This is a genomic window from Pseudomonas maumuensis (assembly GCF_019139675.1).
Lineage (GTDB): Bacteria > Pseudomonadota > Gammaproteobacteria > Pseudomonadales > Pseudomonadaceae > Aquipseudomonas > Aquipseudomonas maumuensis.
This window is the reverse complement of sequence record NZ_CP077077.1, coordinates 675,604-695,753: the sequence shown is the minus strand read 5'-3', so window position 1 is coordinate 695,753 and position 20,150 is coordinate 675,604. Positions and strand designations below refer to the sequence as shown.

Genomic DNA, 20,150 nt, shown 5'->3' with positions numbered 1-20,150 from the left:
CCGTTTCATTACGCAACTTTTACGGCGGCCCTATGCATATCGAATTTCGCCTGGCAACTTTTGACGACCTGCCGGCCCTGCTGGCGCTGGAAAACCAGTGTTTTGCCTCGGACCGTCTTACCCCGCGCAGCTTCCGCTGGATGCTGTCCCACGCCAACGCCAGCCTGCTGGTGGCGCAACGCGACAGCCAGCTGATGGGCTATGCGTTGCTGCTGTTCCACCGCGGCACCTCGCTGGCCCGGCTGTATTCCATCGCCATTGCCGAACAGGCCCGTGGCCATGGCCTTGGCGCCCGCCTGCTGGAACAGGCCGAACGCTGCGCCCTGGAGCACGAGCGTGCCTACCTGCGTCTTGAGGTGCGCACCGACAACCCCAAGGCCATCGCCCTGTACGAACGCCATGGCTACCGGCGCTTCGCCCAGATCGACGACTATTACCAAGACCACACCAGCGCCCTGCGCTACGAGAAGCGCATCCTCCAGCACCCGACGGGCGAAACGCGACCGGTGCCCTACTACGCCCAGACCACCGACTTCACCTGCGGCCCGGCCTGCCTGCTGATGGCCATGGCTGCGCTGCAAGCGCAGCGCCAGCCAAGCCGTCGCGAGGAACTGCGCCTGTGGCGTGAGGCGACCACCGTGTTCATGACCTCCGGCCACGGTGGCTGCAGCCCCCACGGTCTGGCGCTGGCCGCATGGCGTCGGGGCTTTCGCGTGCGCCTGCTGCTCAATACCGAAGGGCCACTGTTTCTCGATGGCGTGCGCCAGCCCGGCAAGAAGGAGGTCATGCGTCTGGTTCATGAGGACTTCTGCGCCGAATTGCAGGACAGCGACGTGGTGATCGTCCGGCAGGCCCCCGACCTGCCCCGGGTACTGGCCGCAGGCGGCCTGGCGCTGGTGCTGATCAGCAACTACCGGCTGACCGGCAGCAAGGCGCCGCATTGGGTGCTGGTCACCGCCTGCGACGACGACTTCGTCTACCTGCACGACCCCGACACCGACCACGCTCGCCACCGGCAGGCCCTGGACTGCCAGCACCTGCCGGTCAGCCACCAGGAGTTCCAGCGCATGAGCCTGTTCGGCGGGCGCAAGTTGCGGGCGGCGGTGGTGGTGTACGCAACGGCGGCGTAAACGAAAAAAGCCCCGGCTGGCCGGGGCGGTGCTGCACAGGCGTCTGCCTACGCCCGACCGGCAACGCCGGTGGCAGCAGGAAATGTTTGCCGGTAAGTGTTTGATCAGCGCACCAGGCAAGGCCGCTTGTTATCGAAAGCCCACCCCGGGATCAGATACTGCATGGCCACGCTGTCATCCCGAGCCCCCAGCCCCATGTTGCGATAGCACTCATGGGCCTGGGCCAACTGGTCCTCGTCCAGCTCGACTCCGAGCCCCGGACGCTCCGGCACGCGCACATGACCATCAACGATGCGCAACGGTTCGCGGGTCAGGCGCTGGCCGTCCTGCCAGATCCAGTGGGTGTCGATCGCGGTGATCTCGCCGGGCGCGGCCGCCGCCACCTGGGTGAACATCGCCAGCGAGATATCGAAGTGATTGTTCGAGTGCGAGCCCCATGTCAGCCCCCAGTCATGGCACATCTGCGCCACCCGAACCGATCCCTGCAAGGTCCAGAAATGCGGGTCGGCCAAAGGGATGTCCACCGCCTGTGACTGGATCGCATGGCCCATCTGCCGCCAGTCGGTGGCGATCATGTTGGTGGCGGTGGGCAGCCCAGTGGCACGACGGAACTCAGCCATGACCTCACGCCCGGAATAGCCGTTCTCGGCTCCGCAAGGGTCTTCGGCATAGGCCAGCACGGCGTGCTTGTCGCGGCACAAGGCGATGGCCTCCTTGAGTGACCAGGCGCCATTGGGGTCGAGGGTGATGCGCGCCTCGGGGAAGCGCTCGGCCAGCGCCGTGACCGCCTCCATTTCTTCCTCGCCGCGCAGCACGCCGCCCTTGAGCTTGAAGTCGTTGAAGCCATAGCGGGCCTGGGCCGCCTCGGCCAGGCGCACCACTGCTTCCGGGGTCAGCGCCTGCTCATGGCGCAGCCGGAACCAGTTGTCGTCGGCATCGGCATCGTTGCGATATGCAAGGTCGGTGCGACGACGATCACCGATGTAGAACAGGTAACCCAGCATCTTGACCGCCTCGCGCTGTTGGCCCTCGCCCAACAGCGCGGCCATGGGCACGCCCAGGTACTGTCCGAGCAAGTCGAGCAGGGCCGACTCGATGGCAGTGACGGCATGCACGGTGATGCGCAGGTCGAACGTCTGCAACCCGCGCCCACCCGCATCACGGTTGGCAAAAGCCTGGCGCATGGCGTTGAGCACGCGCTGGTAGTGCCCGATGGGCTGGCCGACCACCAGGGCGCGGGCGTCCTCGAGGGTCTGGCGAATCTTCTCGCCGCCGGGCACCTCGCCCAGGCCGGTGTTGCCGGCACTGTCGCGCAATACCACGACGTTGCGGGTGAAGAACGGGCCATGGGCGCCACTGAGGTTGAGCAGCATGCTGTCGTGTCCGGCCACCGGGATCACGCGCAGTTCGGTGACCACTGGCGTGCCGAGGTGAGCCTGCGGGGTTGTCTGCATGTTCATGAAGTCTCTCTCGGGGTCAGTTGGCCGAAGCGGCCTTGAAGTCAGGGGAAGCCACGCCCTTGGGGCGCATGCGTACGAAGAACACCGCGATGGCGGCCAGCACCGAGGTCACCGCCAGGCCGTACAGGCCGCCCTGGATCGATCCGGTCTGTTGCTCGAGTAAACCGAAGGTGGTCGGCGCGACGAAACCGCCGAGGTTGCCCACCGAGTTGATCAGGGCGATCACCGCCGCGGCGATGCGTGCATCCAGGTAGCCCTGGGGGATCGGCCAGAACAGCGACGACGCGGCCTTGAAACCGATGGCGGCGAAGCACACCGCGACGAAAGCGAACACCGGCCCGCCGGTGGTGGACATGAACATGCCGCAGGCGGCCACCAGCAATGCCGCCGCGACCCAGGCCTGCTGGAACCGCCAGCGCTTGGCGCAGGCGGCGAAGGCATACATGGCGATGATCGAGATCAGCCAGGGGATCGAGTTGAAGAATCCGACCTGCAGATCACTCATCTCACCCATGCGCTTGATGATGCTCGGCAGCCAGAAAGTGGCAGCGTAGATGGTCAGCTGGATACAGAAGTAGATCAGGCAGAACAGCACAATCTGCCGGTCTTTGAGCAGGCGCCAGGCCGAGACCTTGGCCACGCCGCCGGCCTCGCGTTCGCGCTGCTCCAGGTCGATGGCGGCCACCAGCGCGTCTTGCTCTTCGCGGCTCAGCCACTTGGCGTCGTGGGGTTTGGAGTCGAGCCAGAAGAACACGAAGAAGCACAGCATCACCGAGGCCATGCCCTCGATGAACAGCATCCATTGCCAGCCGTGCAGGCCCATGCCCTGGATCTGCATCAGCGCCCCGGCCAAAGGCCCGGAGATCAGCGAGGCGAAGGCCGAACCGCTGAGGAAGATGGCGATGGCCTTGCCACGCTCGGCGGCCGGCAGCCAGCGGGTGAAGTAGTAGATCACTCCGGGGAAGAAGCCGGCCTCGGCGACTCCGAGCAGAAAACGCAGCACGTAGAACTGGGTTTCGGTCTGCACGAAGGCCATGGCGGTGGCCACCAGCCCCCAGGTGAACATGATACGGGTCAGCCACAGGCGTGCGCCGACCCGCTGCAGGAGCATGTTCGACGGTACTTCGAACAGGGCATAGCCGATGAAGAACAGGCCGGCGCCGAAGCCATAGGCCGCCGCGCTGATGCCCAGGTCGCTCTCCAGGTGCGGGCGGACAAAGCCGATATTGACGCGGTCGAGGTAGTTGACGATGAACATGATGACGAACAGTGGCAGGACATGGCGCTTGACCTTGGCCACGGCGCTGGCGAGCGCGTGCGCAGACGGATCTGGGGTGTCGTTCATGGGGGGCTCCCACTCATTGTTTTTATTGGGGACTGGTGAAGTACAGAGAGTTGTCTGACCTCCAGGTGCGAAGAAGCATATTCCCGAGGCAGTTGTACGACAACGGCAATTTTTCTTATAAATCGCAAAATACAAGCTATTTACTAGATAAGATCGGCAAAAAACTCACAAACCAGGACTCTGAGGTTGACAATAAGCAGCCAATTTCCAGATCAAAAAAATCTTTGCACGCTACTTGTCAGACAAGTAGATTGACGGTGTTCGTGCAGTCTCAATGGCAATCGCCAGGCAAGCCCACATCACCTGAGAACCTCTGATGTCCCGCGCCCACGACCTGGTCTCCCGCCTGACCCAGCAGATCCTCCTCGGTACCTACGCACCAGGCGACCGGCTTCCCTCGGAAAATACCCTGGTGCGCGATCACGCCATCAGCCGCACCGTGGTCCGCGAGGCGCTGTCGAAACTCCAGGCCTCGGGCCTGGTGGAAACACGCCACGGTATCGGCACCTTCGTCATCGAACGCCAGGCCCAGTCCGGGCTGCGGGTGGCCCCGGAAAGCGCGGCCAGCGTGCGCGACCTGCTGGAGTTGCGCCTCGGCCTGGAGGGTCAGGCTGCCGCCCTCGCCGCCCTGCGCCGCGACGAGCGCCAGCTGGCGCAGATGCGCCAGGCGCTGGACGACTACCAGGACCTGGCCGCCGCCGGCGACAGCTGCATCGAAGCCGACCGGCGCTTTCACCTGCTGATCGCCGAGGCCACCGGGAACCTGTACTTCGGCGAGATGATGGCGCACCTGGGCAAGGCGCTGATCCCGCGCAATCGTATCGCCCAGGCCGAGCGTGCCGGGGCCAGGCTGGCCAGGCACGCGTACCTGGCGAACCTGGAACACGAGGCGATCCTCAATGCCATCCGCCGGCAAGACCCGGACGCGGCGCGGGCAGCCATGTGCCTGCATCTGTCCAACAGCCGGGATCGACTGGTGCCGGACTGACGCCAGGCACCTAAGAGGGTACAAACCCTTACAACTCTTCATCCACGCTACGGTTAACGTTCACCTTCACTTCACGGAAAGGTATGGACGCCATGGCAATCATCCTCGACGACCCCGCGCTCGCGCTGGTCGAGCGCTACCGCGACAACCCGCATCTGCGCGCCGAACTCAACGCCCTCACCCGCCAGACCTACGGCTTCGACTTCGAAGCCTGGTACCAGGCCGGCTTCTGGCAAGCCGACAACCAGCCGTGCTCTCTGGTTCGCGACGGGAAGATGCTGGCCAACGCCTCGGCCAACCTGCTCGACTTCACCCTCGATGGCCAACATCTGCGCTGCGTTCAGATCGGCACGGTGATGACTACGCCCGAAGCACGGGGCCGTGGCTACAGCCGTTATCTGATGGAAGTGCTGGTGGAGCGCTGGGCAGGCCAATGCGACCTGCTGTACCTGTTCGCCAACAGCACCGTACTCGATCTCTATCCCAAGTTCGGTTTTCGCCGAGTGGTCGAACACGAGTACTACCAACCCTGGTCGGCGCAGCAACGGGCCACGACCTTCCACCCGGTGAATCTGGATGATGGCGAACAACGTCAACGCTTCATCGATGCGCTGGAAAAGAGTTGTCCGCAGGCGCGATTGAGCCTGGTGCCGAATGTGCCGCTGACGATGTTCTATTGCGATGGGCCATACCGGGAGGCGGTGTTCCACTCCTCAGTGCATGAGGCCTATGTGATGATCGAACATGATGGCGAGCGGATGGTGCTGGTGGACGTGTTCTGCGAACGAGAACTGGTGCTGGCCGATGTGATGGCTGAACTGGTCACGGCAACGACCCGGGAGGTGGTGCTGGGGTTCGCACCGCGCAATAGCGAGGGCTTCGCGACCCGAGTTGTGGATAGCGATGATGCGCTGTTCGTCTGGGGCGCGGCACCCACCAGTGTCGATGGACAGGCGCTGATGTTTCCATTGCTGTCCCATACCTGACTGGCCCCCCGCCAAACAGCGCATCGTCTCTTCACAGGGCCTCGCACAGACCTTCACCAGGTCAGGCAGATCTTGCCGAAATGCCGGTTGCTCTCCTGGTAGCGGAACGCCTCGACCATCTGCTCCAGTTCGAAATGCTTGTCCACCACCGGCCGCAGGCCGTTGGCGTCGATGGCGCGGACCATCGCCTGCTGCTGGGCGCGGCTGCCCACCAGCACGCCCTGCAGGCGGATCTGCCGCACCAGCGCCTGCACCAACGGCAACTGCCCGGCCACGCCGGTGAGGATGCCGATCAACGACACGTGGCCACCGATGCGCGCCGCGATCATCGACTGCTCCAGGGTGGCCGGGCCGCCTACTTCGATCACATGATCCACGCCGCGCCCGCCGGTGAGTTCACGGACCTTTTCACCCCAGGCAGGCGTGGCCTTGTAGTTGATCAGCTGATCCGCGCCCAGTGCCTTGAGCCGCTCGAGCTTGGCATCGCTGGACGAGGTGGCAATCACCGTGGCGCCGGCCAGCTTGGCGAACTGCAGGGCGAAGATCGACACACCACCGGTGCCCTGCACCAGCACGCTGTCACCGGGCTTGAGATAGTCGTCGCTCATCAAGGCGCGCCAGGCGGTAAGGCCGGCGGTGGTCAGCGTCGCCGACTCGGCATGGCTGTAGCCTTTGGGCGCAAGGGTGAAGGAGGTGGCCCGGGCGGTCACCTGCTCGCGGGCGTAGCCATCGATGCCATCCCCCGGCACGCTGGCGAAGCCCTCGACCTGGGCCTGGCCGTCGAGCCAGTCGGGGAAGAACGTGCTGACCACGGCATCGCCAACCTGGAACTCACTGACCCCGGCCCCCACCGCGATCACTTCACCGGCGCCATCGGCCATCGGGATGCGCCGCTCGCTCGGCCCCCACATGCCACTGACCACGGCAAAGTCGTGGTAGTTGAGGGAGCTGGCGTGCAGGCGCACGGTGATCTCGCCGGCCTTGGGCGCGGCGGTTTCGCAGGTGCCGACCTGGACCTTGTCGTAGCCGCCGCCGGGCAGGACGTAGAGGGCCTTGGTGCTCATGGGATGGGTCTCCATCGAGGGGAAAGATGCAGTGCAGCTTAGACAGCTCTGAACGAACGCGGAGCCGTCAGCCGAGCAACGCCCTCAACGCCCGGCAATCGGCCGCGTGCCAGTCGGCCAGCTGCGGCCAGGGATTGTCCGGCAAGTTGACCAGCACGGTGCGGGTGCCTGCGGCCCGGCCGCAGTCGAGGTCGAAGCGGTAGTCACCGACCATCACCATTGCTCCGGGGCTCACACCCCAGGCCCGGGCGATCTGCAACAATCCGTCCGGGCTGGGCTTGGGGGCCGCCTCGTCGCGACCGAGGATATGTTCGACCGGAAAGCAGTCAGCCAGGCCGATGGCCTCGAGGGTCACGTGGGCAAGCTCGCGGGCATTGCGCGTGAGAATGGCCAGCCGGCAGTCACGTCGGGCCAGTTCGCGCACCAGTTCCACGGCACCATCGGCGGCCTTGGAGGCAATCGCCAGGTCGCGCTCATGCTCCAGCAGCCAGGCATGCTTGGCCGCCGCCTCCGCTGCCGGCAAGGCTGCCAGGTGGGTGAGGATGTCGTGCTCGGACGGGATATCGAGCGCTTCGCGGATGGCCGCGAAGTCATGCACGGCGACCGTGAGGGTGCCGTCCATGTCGAACACCCAGTGGCGGATGTCGCCCAGGCTCATGCCCAGTCCTTGCGATGGCGGATCAGGCCTTCCTGGGTCGACGAGGCCACCAGTTGCCCGGCGCGGTTGAAGATGCTGCCCCGGCAGAAGCCACGGGCGTTGCCGGCCCAGGGGCTGTCGGTGGCGTACAGCAGCCAGTCGTCGGCGCGCAGGTCTCGGTGGAACCACAGCGAGTGGTCGAGGCTGGCGATCTGCATATCCTTCTGCCACACCGACTTGCCATGGGGCAGCAAGGCCGTGGTCAGCAGGCCGAAGTCCGAGGCGTACGCCAGCAGGTACTTGTGCAGCGCCGGAATGTCCGGGAGGTTGCCGTCGGCACGGAACCAGGCGTACTTGACCGGATCGCCGGGCTTGGGATTGAACGGGTCGCGCTCGGTGACCGGGCGGATCTCGATGGGCTTGGCGCACAGCACCTTCTCGCGGATGCGCTCGGGCAGCTTGTCAGCCATGGCGCTGGCCAGCTCGACCTCGCTGGGCAGATTCTCCGGGCCAACCACATCGGGCATCGACGCCTGGTGCTCGAAGCCTTCCTCGTCGTACTGGAACGAGGCGCTGCAGGTGAAGATCGGCTGGCCCTTCTGGATCGCCGTGACCCGCCGGGTGCTGAAACTGCCGCCGTCACGCACGCGGTCAACCGAGTACACCACCGGCATGCTGGCGTCACCCGGGCGCAGGAAGTAGCCATGCAGCGAATGCACATGGCGCGCGTCCTCGACCGTCTGGCTGGCCGCCGACAGCGACTGGCCGAGCACCTGGCCGCCGTACAGCTGGCGGAAGCCAAGGTCCTGGCTGCGTCCGCGGAACAGGTTCTCCTCGATGGACTCGAGGCTCAGCAAGTCGACCAGATCGTCGAGTACGTGGCTCATGGGGTTCTCCTGGCAAGGCAATACGGCGCTGTTATGGCGGCAAATGATACAGGGTTTGTCTGTAGTCCCGCCGCACGAATGGCCACCTATTCAGCCGCGCAGGTTCTGTTGCCAGCGGGCGCGGTCGATGCGGTAGAGCACATGAGGGCGCAGCAAGTCACCCGGCGCCAGGCGCGGGTGCTCGAAGCTGCCCGCCAGGTCCTCGACCATGCCGATGGCCTGCATCACTTTCTGCGACGGCAAGTTGCCCTCGGCGGTGAACGACACCACCTCGTCCAGATGCAGCTGGGCGAAGGCACAGCGCAGGCAGGCCCAGGCCGCCTCGCTGGCGAAGCCCAGCCCCCAGTGCCGACGGGCCAGGCGCCAGCCGATTTCCACCGCCGGGCCGAAGGGCGCGTCGAAATTGACGTTGAGCAGGCCGGTCATGCCGATGAAGGCACCGCTGTCCTTGCGCTCCAGAGCCCAGAGGCCGAAACCGTATTCGTTGAAATGACCGCGCACCCGACCGATCAGCGCGGCCGCCTCGACCCGGGTCATCGGTGCGGGAAAGTAACGCATCACCTGGGGGTCGGCGCACAGGGCGGCGAACTCGCCCAGGTCGTCGTCCTGCCATTGGCGCAGCACCAGGCGCGGGCTTTCCAGTTCAAGGATGGGGGTCATCGGCGCGGCTCCGAAATCACGGTCTGGCAGTGTACAGCGTAGGCCGCGTCCCTCGTCCAGCCGATGCTTTTTTCACATCGGCTTCACCGCCCCCCGACAGGCGCCTTCGCACAATGCCGGCACCTACCGCGGCCTTCGTCGACGCCGCACTGCCATCGGAGTGACGCATGCACCCCAGCAACACCCTGCACAACCCGGCCCTGCTGGCCCGTCCCAAGCGCCGCCGTTCACGCATCACGCTCGGCGCCGCCATCGGCCTGCTCCTGGCAATGGCCGGGGCCAGCACCTGGCTAGCGACGAGGACGCACATCGTGAACCTTGGCAACGAGCAACAATTGAGCGACAGCGGCCTGTTGCAGGACTGGAAGGACGGCGCGGTGATCGTGATGATCCGTCATGCCGAGCGCTGCGACAGCGCCCCAGGCCCTTGCCTCGACGATGCGACCGGTATCACCGTGGCCGGCAGCCAGGCGGCGCAGCGGGTCGGCCAGGGCCTGCGGCAACTGGGGCTGACCGGTGCCGATCTGCTCAGCAGCCCAAAGCTGCGTACCCGCCAGACCGCGCATTTCATCCTTGGCCAGGCCGTGGCCAGCGAAGACTGGCTGGAGCGCTGCGACCGTCCGTTCCCCACCGAGGCCATGGCCCGCAAGCGGCCCGGGCACAACCTGGTGCTGGTGACCCACAACGGTTGCATCGACCACTTCGCGCGCCAGCAGCAGGTGCCGGGCGGCGAGCGTGAGAGCGGCTACGCCAGTGCGCTGTTCGTGTCGGTGGATGGCAGTGGCAAGGCGCGGATCCTCGGGCGAATGAATGCGCCGGACTGGCAAAGAGTGTTGGCGTCCAGCGGTCGATGATCGTTTGTGATCCCGCGATTGCGTTGGCACCGACACCACCAATGCTGGCAAGATCGGCGCTCACCTTAGCCGCGCCGATACCATGCCCCTGCCGCTGATCTACCACGACGACTACAGCCCCGAATTCCCGCCGGACCATCGCTTCCCGATGGACAAGTTCCGCCTGTTGCGCGATCACCTGGTAGACAGCGGCCTGACCACCGACGCCGCCCTGCTGCGCCCTGAAATCTGCCCCAACGACATCCTCGCCCTGGCCCATGACCGCGCCTACATCGAGCGCTACATGAATGGCGAGCTGTCCCGCGAAGACCAGCGCCGCCTGGGCCTGCCCTGGAGCGAAGCGCTGGCCCGACGCACCGTGCGTGCGGTGGGTGGTTCGCTGCTGGCCGCCGAACAGGCGCTGCAGCATGGCATCGCCTGCCACCTGGCCGGCGGCACCCATCATGCCCACTACGACCACCCGGCCGGCTTCTGCATCTTCAACGACCTGGCGGTGATCAGCCGCTACCTGCTGGAAGCCGGCCGCGTACACCGGGTACTGATCTTCGACTGCGACGTGCATCAGGGTGACGGCACCGCGCGCATTCTCCACGACACGCCGGAGGCGATCACCGTATCGCTGCACTGCGAGCAGAACTTCCCGGCGCGCAAGGCCCAGAGCGACTGGGACATCCCCCTGCCCCGCGGCATGCATGACGGTGCCTATCTCAAGGTGGTCGAGGATGCGCTGAACTACCTGCTGCCGCTGTACCAGCCAGACCTGGTGCTGTATGACGCCGGCGTCGATGTGCACAAGGACGACGCCCTGGGCTACCTGCAACTGACCGACGCAGGCCTCGCTGCCCGCGACGAGCATGTGCTGCGTCAATGCCTGGGCCGCGACATCCCGGTGGTAGGGGTGATCGGTGGCGGCTACAGCAAGGACCGCCAGGCCCTGGCCCGGCGCCACGGCATCCTCCACCACAGCGCGGCGCGGGTGCTCGGTTGTGCACAATGACTGTGGAACCGCCTGTGGATAACCTGCGGGAAAGCCGCTCCAGCCCTTTAACTGCCTGAGCTGCAAAGAGTTGATCGTTTTTTGAGCAGTGCCGCGAGCCGTCCCGCTGGGGTAGAATGCGCGCTCTTTTCCACAGCCTGCCGCCCGCCATGAACGATCCTCGCCCCGCCTCCCGCCCCCTTGTCGCCGTGATCGGTGGCGGCCCCGCCGGCCTGATGGCTGCCGAAGCCCTGGCTCGGCGCGGGATGGCGGTCGAAGTGTTCGACGCCATGCCCTCGGTGGGCCGCAAGTTCCTGCTGGCCGGCGTCGGCGGCATGAACATCACCCATTCCGAGCCCTACCCCGCCTTCGTCGGCCGCTATGGCACGCGCCACCGTGAGATCGATACCCTGCTGCACGACTTTGACGCAGACGCACTGCGCCAGTGGATTCACGGCCTGGGTATCGAAACTTTCGTCGGCACCTCGGGCCGGGTGTTCCCCCGCGATATGAAGGCAGCGCCGCTGCTGCGTGCCTGGCTCAAGCGCCTGCGTGAGGCAGGGGTGATTATCCACACGCGCCACCGTTGGCTGGGCTGTACCGACGAGGGTGCCTTGCGGATCGGTTATCCACAGGGCGAGCGGCAGGTGCAGGCAGACGCCGTGGTACTGGCCCTGGGTGGCGGTAGCTGGGCGCGCCTGGGTTCGGACGGCGCCTGGGTGCCGCTGCTGGCTGAACGGGGTGTGGATATCACAGCGCTGCAACCGAGCAACTGCGGCTTCGAAGTCGAAGGCTGGAGCACGCTGCTCAAGGACAAGTTCGCCGGTGCCCCGCTGAAGAACATCGCCTTGAGCGTCCCCGGCGCCGCGCCGCGCAAGGGCGAGTTCATCCTCACCGCTCAGGGAGTGGAAGGCAGCCTGGTGTATGCCTGGTCGGCGGCGCTGCGCGAGGCGATCAACCGCGACGGTCGAGCAACCCTGCTGCTGGACCTGCTGCCGGACCGGCCTGTGGACAAGATTGCCCAGGCCCTGGCCAAGCCGCGGGGATCGCGCTCGATGGCCAAGCATCTGCACGGTCAGCTGGGCATCGACGGGGTGAAAGCGGCGTTGCTGCGCGAACTGACCGACCAGGCGACCTTTGCCGACCCCGCGTGCCTGGCGGCGGCGATCAAGGCGCTGCCGATCGTGCTGGTGCGGACCCGGCCGCTGGACGAGGCGATCAGCAGTGCCGGCGGAGTGCGGTTCGAGGGGTTGGACGAGGGACTGATGGTGCGCAACCTGCCCGGCGTGTTCTGCGCAGGGGAGATGCTGGATTGGGAAGCGCCGACTGGCGGCTATCTGCTGACGGCGTGTTTCGCCAGTGGATTGCGGGCGGGAAATGCGGCGGCTGATTGGCTGACGCGCCTGACCTGAGGAATACCGGGGCTGCTACGCAGCCCCGAGGATCTCAAGGCTTGGGCTTGCGCGGCTTGCCACCGAACGCCGGCACCTTGCGTACCGCCTTGACCGCCGGCGCCGAAGCCCCCGCGCCCTCGCTGTCCATCCAACGCCCCAAGCCACGCTTGGCGCTGTTCTCCTTGGGCTTCTTGGGCTTCTTCGGTTTCTTCAGTACCTGGCCACTGGCATCGGTCACCGGCACCCGGTGATCGGGGATGAAATCCGGCTCCTCATGCCGTGGCAACACCTGGCGGATCAGGGTCTCGATCGTGGCCAGCAATTGCACCTCGTCGGCACACACCAGCGAAATCGCCTCGCCCTTGTTCCCTGCGCGGCCGGTACGGCCGATGCGGTGCACATAGTCTTCGGCGACGATTGGCAGGTCGAGGTTGACCACCAGTGGCAAGTCGTCGATGTCCAGGCCGCGAGCGGCCACGTCGGTGGCCACCAGTACCTGAATCTCACGGGCCTTGAAGCTGTCCAGGGCACGCTGGCGGGTGGCCTGCGGACGGTCGCCGTGGATGCCGTCGGCATTCACGCCCTCGGCCAACAGGCGCTCGACCAGTTGATCGACGCCGTTGCGAGTCTTGGCGAACACCAGCACCTGCTTCCAGCGTTGCTTGCGCATCAGGTGGATGAACAGGTCGGCCTTGCGCTTTTTATCCACAGGCACCAGCCACTGCTTGACCGTGCTCGCGGCGGCGTTGCGCGGGCTCACTTCGATGCTCAGCGGGTCGTTCAGCGCCAGGCCCGCGAGCAGGCGAATCTGCTCGGAGAAGGTGGCGGAGAACAGCAGTGTCTGGCGCTTGCGCGGCAACGCCGCGTACACCGATTGCAATTCTTCGGCAAAACCCAGGTCGAGCATGCGGTCGGCTTCGTCGAGCACCAGGGTCTGCACTTGGTTGAACTTCACCGCGTTCTGGCGGAAGAGGTCGAGCAGGCGGCCTGGGGTCGCCACCAGCAGGTCGACGCCACGACGCAGGCGCATCATCTGCGGGTTGATGCTGACCCCGCCGTACACCGCGTAGGTGCTCAGCGGCAGATTCTCGGCGTACTCGCGCACGTTGTTATGCACCTGCTCGGCCAGCTCGCGGGTCGGCACCAACACCAGCGCACGGATCGAGTTGCTGGCGACCTTCTCTCCTTCCAGGGCCAGGCGCTGCAGCACCGGCAGGGCGAAACCGGCGGTCTTGCCGGTGCCGGTCTGGGCGGCGGCCATCAGGTCACGGCCAGCGAGCACGGCGGGGATGGCCTTGGCCTGGACCGGGGTGGGCGTGGTGTAGTCCAGCGTCTGCAGGGTGCGCAGCAGCGGTTCGATCAGGCCGAGTTGGGCGAAATTCATGGCAATACCGTCAGGGGGTTCAGCGAAGGCGGCAAGTTTACCGCAACGCCCTGCCCTACTTGCACATTTCGCCTTTCAACGGCACCGGCTGCTGTGGCGCCCTACGCCATTGCGGCAGGCCGATCAGCACCACCGCGCCAATGATCACCGCCATGGCCACGCACTCTTCGGCGCCGATCTGCTCGCCGGCGAAGACGATCCCCAACAGCACCGCCACCGCCGGGTTGACGTAGGCGTAGCTGGTGGCGGCCGCCGGGCGCACGTGCTTGAGCAGGTACATGTAGGAACTGAACGCCAGGATCGAACCGAAGAACACCAGGTAGGCCAGCGCACCCCAACCGGCGGCCGTGGGCATCTCGGTCAGGCGCTCGCCGCTCACGGCGCTGCCGATCAGCAACGCGGCGCCGCCCACCAGCATTTCCGCGGCACTGGCCATGGCGCCCTGGGGCAGCGGCAGGCTCTTGCTCCACACCGAGCCGAAGGCCCAGGCCGCCGCAGCGAACAGGATCAGCGCCGCGCCCATGGGGCTGGCCTGCAGGTTCGAGCCCAGGTTGAGCATACCGATGCCGACCAGCCCGAGGACGATCCCCGCCCATTCCAGGCGCGAGTTGCGATGGCCGAAGAACAGCCCGAACACCAGGGTGAACAGCGGCACCGTGGCTACCGCCAGCGCCGCCACGCCCGAAGCGACCCCGGCGTGTTCGGCCAGGGTCACGCCACCGTTGCCGCAACTGAGCAGGAGAAAGCCGATGGCGCCGGCCGCGCGCCACTGCGGCCAGGTCGGCGCCGGCGCGCCGCGCCAGCGCAGGAAGCCATACAGCAGGCTGCCGGCAATCACGAAACGCACCCCAGCCATCAGCATCGGCGGCCAGGACTCCACGCCGATACGAATGAACAGGTAGGTCGAGCCCCACACCAGGTACAAGGCAAGGAAGGCTCCGATGAGCAACAGCGGGAAGCGGCGGGCGGTGGACATGGCAGGGCTCGAAATCCGTTTACGGGTGGATTAGTTTAGAAAGGCCCTCGCGCAAACTTAAGTTACAAAACACGTTTAAAACACCGAAACACTTTGCAATGCGCGGTTATGCAGACGCTTCACCGTCGATTGCAAGGTCACCTGGAATCGCCATGGACAAGTACGATCGGATGCTTCTTGCCGCGCTGCTGGAAAACGGCCGGGCCACCTACGCGCAGCTGGCGCGCCAGGTCAATCTCTCCGCCCCGGCGGTGGCCGAGCGGGTGGCCAAGCTGGAGGCCAGCGGTGTTATCAGCGGCTACACGGCCAAGGTCGACCTGGAAAAAATCGGCCTGCCGATCCAGTGCGTGATGGAACTGCGCCTGGCCAGCCATGGCAACCAGCAGGCCTACGAGGCCTTGGAGAAGATCCCTGAACTCACCGAGTGCCACCGGGTGACCGGTGACCCCTGCGTGATCATGCAAGCGGCCGTCACGTCCATGGGCGAGTTGGAGGCGCTGATCAACCGCGTGTCGCAGCTGGGCTTCACCAAGACCTCGATCATCCTGTCTAGCGCGGTGGCACGAAGGGTGCCGCTGGGGCATCTGGGGGGCAACGGCAAAAAAACCTGAGCCTGGGTTCAGTGACGCAGCAGCAGCCTGCCCTCGATCGGCACGTAGCGGCTTGCGGCGCGGATTACCGACAACGCAGTCAACCCCGGCACGCCGTACACGACGGTTTCCACGCCATGGCGTTGCATTGCCCGCTCCAGCAACAGGTCGAAATCACCGTCGCCGGAGGCCAGCACTACCTGGTCGACCCGCGCTGCTGCCTCGATCACATCGAGGGTGATGCCCACGTCCCAGTCACCCTTGGCCGAACCGTCGGCACGTTGGATGAACGGCTTGAGGCGCACCTCGAAACCGAGGTTGCGCAGGATCTGCTGGAACTGCTGCTGCTTGCTGTCGCCGCGGTCGATGGCATAGGCCACCGCTTCGACGATCTGGCCCTCGCGGCTGACGTCGGCCCACAGCGCGGCGTAGTTGAAATGGCAGCCATGGCCTTGGCGAACCGTGTAGTAGAGGTTCTGTACATCGGCGAACAGCGCGATTTTCTTCACCGGGAGCCTCTCTCTGGCGGTGGCAGACAATCGCGGGGCAATCCCGCTCCCACGCTTGCGTAGGGGCGGGATTGCCCCGCGATCAGACGCTGCAGTATGCCAGAGCCCTCAGACGTAGTCGTCGTCCGAGAAGAAGCCGCCATCGTCGCCGCCGCTATAGTCGGTATCGGCGAACCCGCCCTGGTCATTGCCCCAGCCACCGTTGTCGGCCACCTGGCGCTGACTGTCCTGATCGTTCCAGCCGCCAGCATCGCTGGCCGGCGCCGGCTCTTCCTTGATCACCTCGACGATTTCTTCAGGCTGCGAGTTGTGGTTGAACAGGCTACTGATACCTTGAGCCAGCAACACGCCACCAGCCACCCCCGCAGCAGTCTGCATTGCCCCGCCGAGGAAGCTGCTGGCACCGCTGCGCGCCGGAGCAGGCGCCGCACCGAAACCCTGTTGCGGTGGCGGCGGGGCATAAGCCTGCGGCGCCGGCTCACGCCAGCCTCCTGTGGAATTCGAAGCCGCTGCAACCGGCCGCTGCGGCTCCGGGTTGCGCGCTCCCGCGCCGAAGATGCTGGAAAGAAAACCGCCGCCGCTGCCACTGGGGCGACTTGCCTCCAGTTGCGCCCGCGCTTGCTTGAGCTCGGCCTCGAGCTGCTTGTTCTGCTCGTCCAGGCGCTTGATCGCCGCTTCCTGAACCAGGATCGCCTGGGCCATGTAGTACGGCGCCGCCGGCTGCTGGCGCAGGTGCTCCTCGATGCGCGCCTGGGCCTGGACATCGCGCGGCTGGGCCGAGTCTTCGGCTTGCTTGAGACGGCCGAACAGGCCATCGATCAGGGTTTGTTCTTCAGTGTTCATCGGGGCAACCTCGTGCGCTGAACAGGGCATCGGACAGCGTCAAAGATGGGGGGCCGGGCGCGGCGATTCAATTGCCCCGGCCATGAAACTTTTTTCAGCAAGCGGGCGGTCTGGGCTAAAGTTACGCCCTGCTTTTTCCGCCATGCGATGTTGACCGATGAATCCGTTGAGCGTTCTGCGCGACTCCCTGTACTTCTTCCGCCGTCACCTGACGAGCATCCTCCAGCTGTGCCTGCCGTTGGTGGTACTCGAGGCCCTCGGCACCCAGCTGCTCTACAACCACTTGGGCGAACAGGCCTCGCCGGCCTACGGCATGCTGGTCAGCCTGCTGTTCTACCCGCTGTACAGCGCCGCGCTGATCCTCTACCTCGACACCCGCAGCAATGGCCAGGACACCGCCAAGCGCGACCTGTTCGCCCGCGCCCTGCAGCTATGGCCGATGCTGGCCCTACTGATCGTGATCAGCTCGCTGCTGATCATGGCCGGCCTGGCGCTGCTCATCTTCCCCGGCGTGTGGATCATGGTGAACCTGGTGTTCGCCGAGTACCTGCTGGTGCTGCGCGGCCTGCCGGTGATCGAGGCGATGCGCACCAGCGCGCGCATGACCACCGGGCACTTCCTGCGCATCATGGTCTGCATGCTCTCGGTGCTGGCGCCGCTGTGGCTGATCGATGGCCTGCTGCTGCAGCTGTTCCCCGAGCCGCAGGCCGGCGTGCAACTGGCGCTGGACAGCCTCAGCGGCTTCCTGCAACTGTTCAGCACCGTGGTGCTGTACAGGTTGTTCATGCTGCTGGAGAGTGAGGCGGGCGCAGCCAACTGATCGCACACGTTCAGGCTTTCCTCGGCTTGGCCCTTGCCGTGGCTTCCGCTACCAGCGGATCGTCCGGCCAATAGTGCTTGGGATAACGCCCTTTCAGGTCCTTCTTGACCTCGGCGTAGGTGGTCCGCCAGAAGTTGGCCAGGTCCTGGGTCACCTGCACCGGTCGACGCGCTGGCGACAGCAGGTGCAGCTTGACCTGCTGTCGCCCATTGGCGATGCGCGGGGTGTCGGCCAGGCCGAACAATTCCTGCAGGCGCACGGCAAGGATCGGCGGATGCTCGCTGTAATCCAGGCGGATGCTTGAGCCCGAAGGCACGGCCAAGTGCGACGGTGCGAGCTCGTCCAGGCGCTGGGGCAGCGGCCAGGGCAGCAGGTTGCGCAAGATCGAGGACAGATCCAGGCTGGAGAAATGGCTCAGCCGCGATACCTTGCCGAGGTAGGGTTGCAGCCAGTCTTCCAGGCTGGCCAACAAGGCATCGTCACCCAGATCGGGCCACTCGCTGTGGCCGTCCTTTTCCAGATCCAACTGACGCAGCAGCGCGACGCGGGCCTGCCACTGGCGCAGTTCCGGGGTCCAGGTCAGCAGGTTCAGGCCTTTGCGCCGAACCAGGCCGAGCAACGCCTTGGCCCGCGCCTCGTCGTCCAGCCCCGGCAACGGCTCGCGGCTGAGCACCAGCTCGCCGACCTTGCGCTGGCGCTCGGCGCGCAACACCTGCTCGCGTTCGTCCCAGTCGAGCAGGTCGAGTTGCTCGACCTGCTCGGCCAGCACTCCGTCGAACAGTGCCGGGTCGAACTCGGCGGCCAGATAGATGCGCTCTTCACGCTGCCCCTGACGGCTGCCCAGGTCGGCAATCACCAGCCACGGGCTTTTCATCAGCACGTCGGCTTCGGCGAACAGCGCCGCCCGGCCATTGGCCAGGCGATACTCGGCGCCACCTTCGCGACGTTGTTGCGCCACCCGGTCGGGATAAGCCAGCGCCAGCACCGCGCCCAGCCAGCGTGGATGGTCGGGGTCGGCAACCGGACTGCGCGATTTGCCACGCAACTGACCACGGTACTGACGAGCCAGTTGCCGGGCGCGCTGCACGCCGCCCTGCCCGCCTCGCGAGGCCCGGCTCTCACCGCTGAGCAAAGCCAGCCGGCTGTGCAGGTCGGCACCGCCGCCGCGCAGGATGTCGCGCTCGCCCAGCAACGCTGCGACATCGCACGCCAGGTCGGCCAACCCGAGATCCTGACCACGCAGCAGCAAATGGGCGATGCGTGGATGCGCAGGCAGCTCGGCCATGGCCTGGCCATGGGCGCTCAGATTGTCGCGGCAACCCGGCTTGAAGGCGCCGAGGCGGGCCAGCAAGTCCTGAGCTTGCGCAAAGGCGGCCGCTGGCGGTTGGTCGAGCCAGCTAAGTTGCTCCGGTGGCACGCCCCAGCGCGCCAGTTGCAGGGCCAGCCCGGCCAGGTCGGCCTGGAGGATTTCGGCGCTGCCGTGGGCCGCCAGCTGGTCATGCTGCGCCTCGGACCACAGCCGATAGCACACGCCGGGCTCGAGGCGCCCGGCACGACCGGCGCGCTGGGTGGCGCTGGCCCGGGAGATGCGCTGGGTGTCCAGGCGGGTCATGCCGCTGCCGGGATCGAAGCGCGGCACCCGCGCCAGACCTGCGTCGATCACCACGCGCACACCGTCGATGGTCAGGCTGGTTTCGGCAATGTTGGTGGCCAGCACCACCTTGCGCTGGCCCATGGGCGCCGGCTCGATGGCGGCGCGCTGGGCGCCGAGGTCGAGTTCACCGTGCAACGGGCAGAGCAGGATGCCGGGGCGCTCGGCCAAGGTTTCCTGCAACGCCTGATGAACGCGACGGATCTCCGCCTGGCCGGGGAGGAACACCAGCACGCTACCCTGTTCGTCCGCCAGCGCCTGCAACACGCAATCGACCACCCGCGGCTCGACGAGCTCGCCTGGCTGGAACGGCCGGCTCCAGCGGATATCCACCGGATGCATGCGCCCCTGGCTGCTGATGATCGGTGCATCGTCGAGCAAGCGCGACAGGCGCTCGCCCTCCAAGGTCGCCGACATCAGCAAGATCTTCAGCGGCGGTTCGTCACGCAGCAGTGCCCGACCGTTGAGGCTCAGTGCCAGGGCCAGGTCGGCATCCAGGCTGCGCTCGTGGAACTCGTCGAAGATCACCAGGCCCACGCCGTCAAGCGCAGGATCGCTTTGCAGGCGGCGGGTGAGGATGCCTTCGGTGACCACTTCGATGCGCGTGTCCGGGCCGACCTTACTGTCGAGGCGGATGCGATAGCCCACGGTTTCGCCGACCTTCTCGCCCAGCTCGCTGGCCAGGCGTTCGGCGGCTGCGCGGGCGGCCAGGCGCCGCGGCTCGAGCATGAGGATGGTCTGCCCGGCCAGCCAGGGCTCGTCGAGCAGCGCCAGCGGTACACGGGTGGTCTTGCCGGCGCCGGGCGGCGCCTCTAGCACCGCTTCGTCACGTTCGGCCAGGGCTTGGCGCAGGTCGGACAGTACGGCATCGATCGGTAATGAAATCATGGTGGTCCTCGAACAATCGTCCGAGTATAACGGCGAACCGAGGCTGCCCTATCATGGTCTTAACCTCAGGCGCCGGCGATTGCCGCGCCCTTGATCGTCGTTACCTTT

General features: G+C 66.1%; 19 protein-coding genes. 8 read left to right on the top strand and 11 right to left on the bottom strand.

The window, feature by feature from the left end; genetic code table 11:
* The first annotated feature begins 32 nt into the window (after positions 1 to 32).
* Entirely contained in the window at positions 33 to 1,130 is a 1,098-nt protein-coding gene (gene rimI, locus KSS90_RS03340; RefSeq protein ID WP_217868184.1) for a ribosomal protein S18-alanine N-acetyltransferase, read from the top strand.
* A gap of 104 nt (positions 1,131 to 1,234) precedes the next feature.
* Here rimI and gudD read toward each other — a convergent pair whose 3' ends face one another.
* Together gudD and KSS90_RS03330 are read right to left on the bottom strand one after the other, a co-directional pair.
* Positions 1,235 to 2,590, bottom strand: a complete 1,356-nt coding sequence (gene gudD / locus KSS90_RS03335; protein WP_217868183.1) for a glucarate dehydratase — start codon at positions 2,588 to 2,590, stop codon at positions 1,235 to 1,237.
* A gap of 16 nt (positions 2,591 to 2,606) precedes the next feature.
* The gene (locus KSS90_RS03330; RefSeq protein WP_217868182.1) at positions 2,607 to 3,935 is read right to left on the bottom strand and encodes an MFS transporter; all 1,329 of its coding nucleotides are present in this window, start codon (positions 3,933 to 3,935) and stop codon (positions 2,607 to 2,609) included.
* A 316-nt stretch (positions 3,936 to 4,251) separates the two neighbouring features.
* Between KSS90_RS03330 and KSS90_RS03325 the strand changes: the two genes are divergently transcribed.
* Both KSS90_RS03325 and KSS90_RS03320 read left to right on the top strand, forming a co-directional pair.
* The gene (locus tag KSS90_RS03325; protein WP_217868181.1) at positions 4,252 to 4,923 is read left to right on the top strand and encodes a FadR/GntR family transcriptional regulator; all 672 of its coding nucleotides are present in this window, start codon (positions 4,252 to 4,254) and stop codon (positions 4,921 to 4,923) included.
* Between the two features lie 92 nt (positions 4,924 to 5,015).
* Positions 5,016 to 5,909 (top strand): GNAT family N-acetyltransferase, encoded by an 894-nt coding sequence (locus KSS90_RS03320; protein WP_217868180.1) that lies wholly within the window; start codon positions 5,016 to 5,018, stop codon positions 5,907 to 5,909.
* A 53-nt stretch (positions 5,910 to 5,962) separates the two neighbouring features.
* Here the strand turns inward: KSS90_RS03320 and KSS90_RS03315 are convergent, their stop codons facing one another.
* From KSS90_RS03315 to KSS90_RS03300, 4 genes are all read right to left on the bottom strand, one after another.
* Positions 5,963 to 6,973, bottom strand: coding sequence for a zinc-dependent alcohol dehydrogenase family protein (locus tag KSS90_RS03315; RefSeq protein ID WP_217868179.1), 1,011 nt, complete (start codon positions 6,971 to 6,973; stop codon positions 5,963 to 5,965).
* A gap of 67 nt (positions 6,974 to 7,040) precedes the next feature.
* A complete protein-coding gene (locus KSS90_RS03310; protein WP_038707297.1) occupies positions 7,041 to 7,631 on the bottom strand; it encodes an HAD family hydrolase in 591 nt (196 codons plus the stop codon).
* Positions 7,628 to 8,497 carry an acyl-CoA thioesterase II gene (gene tesB / locus KSS90_RS03305; RefSeq protein WP_046857248.1) on the bottom strand — a complete coding sequence of 290 codons (870 nt, stop codon included), beginning with the start codon at positions 8,495 to 8,497 and terminating at the stop codon, positions 7,628 to 7,630. Before tesB ends, KSS90_RS03310 begins: the two co-directional genes overlap by 4 nt.
* A 90-nt stretch (positions 8,498 to 8,587) precedes the next feature.
* Positions 8,588 to 9,157, bottom strand: coding sequence for a GNAT family N-acetyltransferase (locus KSS90_RS03300; RefSeq protein WP_217868178.1), 570 nt, complete (start codon positions 9,155 to 9,157; stop codon positions 8,588 to 8,590).
* Between the two features lie 167 nt (positions 9,158 to 9,324).
* Between KSS90_RS03300 and pmrG the strand changes: the two genes are divergently transcribed.
* The 3 genes from pmrG (at position 9,325) to KSS90_RS03285 (ending at position 12,399) form a co-directional block, all read left to right on the top strand.
* Entirely contained in the window at positions 9,325 to 10,011 is a 687-nt protein-coding gene (gene pmrG / locus KSS90_RS03295; protein WP_217868177.1) for a lipopolysaccharide core heptose(II)-phosphate phosphatase PmrG, read from the top strand.
* An 82-nt stretch (positions 10,012 to 10,093) separates the two neighbouring features.
* On the top strand, positions 10,094 to 11,008 hold the full coding sequence (locus tag KSS90_RS03290) for a histone deacetylase family protein (protein WP_217868176.1): 915 nt from the start codon (positions 10,094 to 10,096) through the stop codon (positions 11,006 to 11,008).
* 149 nt (positions 11,009 to 11,157) lie between these two features.
* A complete protein-coding gene (locus tag KSS90_RS03285) occupies positions 11,158 to 12,399 on the top strand; it encodes a TIGR03862 family flavoprotein (RefSeq protein ID WP_217868175.1) in 1,242 nt (413 codons plus the stop codon).
* 34 nt (positions 12,400 to 12,433) lie between these two features.
* Here the strand turns inward: KSS90_RS03285 and rhlE1 are convergent, their stop codons facing one another.
* Positions 12,434 to 13,765 carry an RNA helicase RhlE1 gene (gene rhlE1, locus KSS90_RS03280; RefSeq protein ID WP_217868174.1) on the bottom strand — a complete coding sequence of 444 codons (1,332 nt, stop codon included), beginning with the start codon at positions 13,763 to 13,765 and terminating at the stop codon, positions 12,434 to 12,436.
* Between the two features lie 55 nt (positions 13,766 to 13,820).
* Positions 13,821 to 14,741 (bottom strand): drug/metabolite exporter YedA, encoded by a 921-nt coding sequence (gene yedA / locus KSS90_RS03275; protein ID WP_217868173.1) that lies wholly within the window; start codon positions 14,739 to 14,741, stop codon positions 13,821 to 13,823.
* A gap of 152 nt (positions 14,742 to 14,893) precedes the next feature.
* Between yedA and KSS90_RS03270 the strand changes: the two genes are divergently transcribed.
* Entirely contained in the window at positions 14,894 to 15,352 is a 459-nt protein-coding gene (locus KSS90_RS03270) for an Lrp/AsnC family transcriptional regulator (RefSeq protein WP_023631363.1), read from the top strand.
* An 8-nt stretch (positions 15,353 to 15,360) separates the two neighbouring features.
* On the opposite strand, the gene KSS90_RS03265 is transcribed toward KSS90_RS03270, so the two are convergent.
* Both KSS90_RS03265 and KSS90_RS03260 read right to left on the bottom strand, forming a co-directional pair.
* The gene (locus KSS90_RS03265; RefSeq protein ID WP_023631362.1) at positions 15,361 to 15,840 is read right to left on the bottom strand and encodes an NYN domain-containing protein; all 480 of its coding nucleotides are present in this window, start codon (positions 15,838 to 15,840) and stop codon (positions 15,361 to 15,363) included.
* A gap of 108 nt (positions 15,841 to 15,948) precedes the next feature.
* A complete protein-coding gene (locus KSS90_RS03260) occupies positions 15,949 to 16,683 on the bottom strand; it encodes a DUF2076 domain-containing protein (protein ID WP_217868172.1) in 735 nt (244 codons plus the stop codon).
* Positions 16,684 to 16,840: 157 nt separating this feature from the next.
* Between KSS90_RS03260 and KSS90_RS03255 the strand changes: the two genes are divergently transcribed.
* Positions 16,841 to 17,503 carry a YciC family protein gene (locus KSS90_RS03255; protein WP_217868171.1) on the top strand — a complete coding sequence of 221 codons (663 nt, stop codon included), beginning with the start codon at positions 16,841 to 16,843 and terminating at the stop codon, positions 17,501 to 17,503.
* 10 nt (positions 17,504 to 17,513) lie between these two features.
* Here the strand turns inward: KSS90_RS03255 and hrpB are convergent, their stop codons facing one another.
* Positions 17,514 to 20,042, bottom strand: coding sequence for an ATP-dependent helicase HrpB (hrpB, locus tag KSS90_RS03250; protein ID WP_217868170.1), 2,529 nt, complete (start codon positions 20,040 to 20,042; stop codon positions 17,514 to 17,516).
* Positions 20,043 to 20,150: the final 108 nt, after the last annotated feature.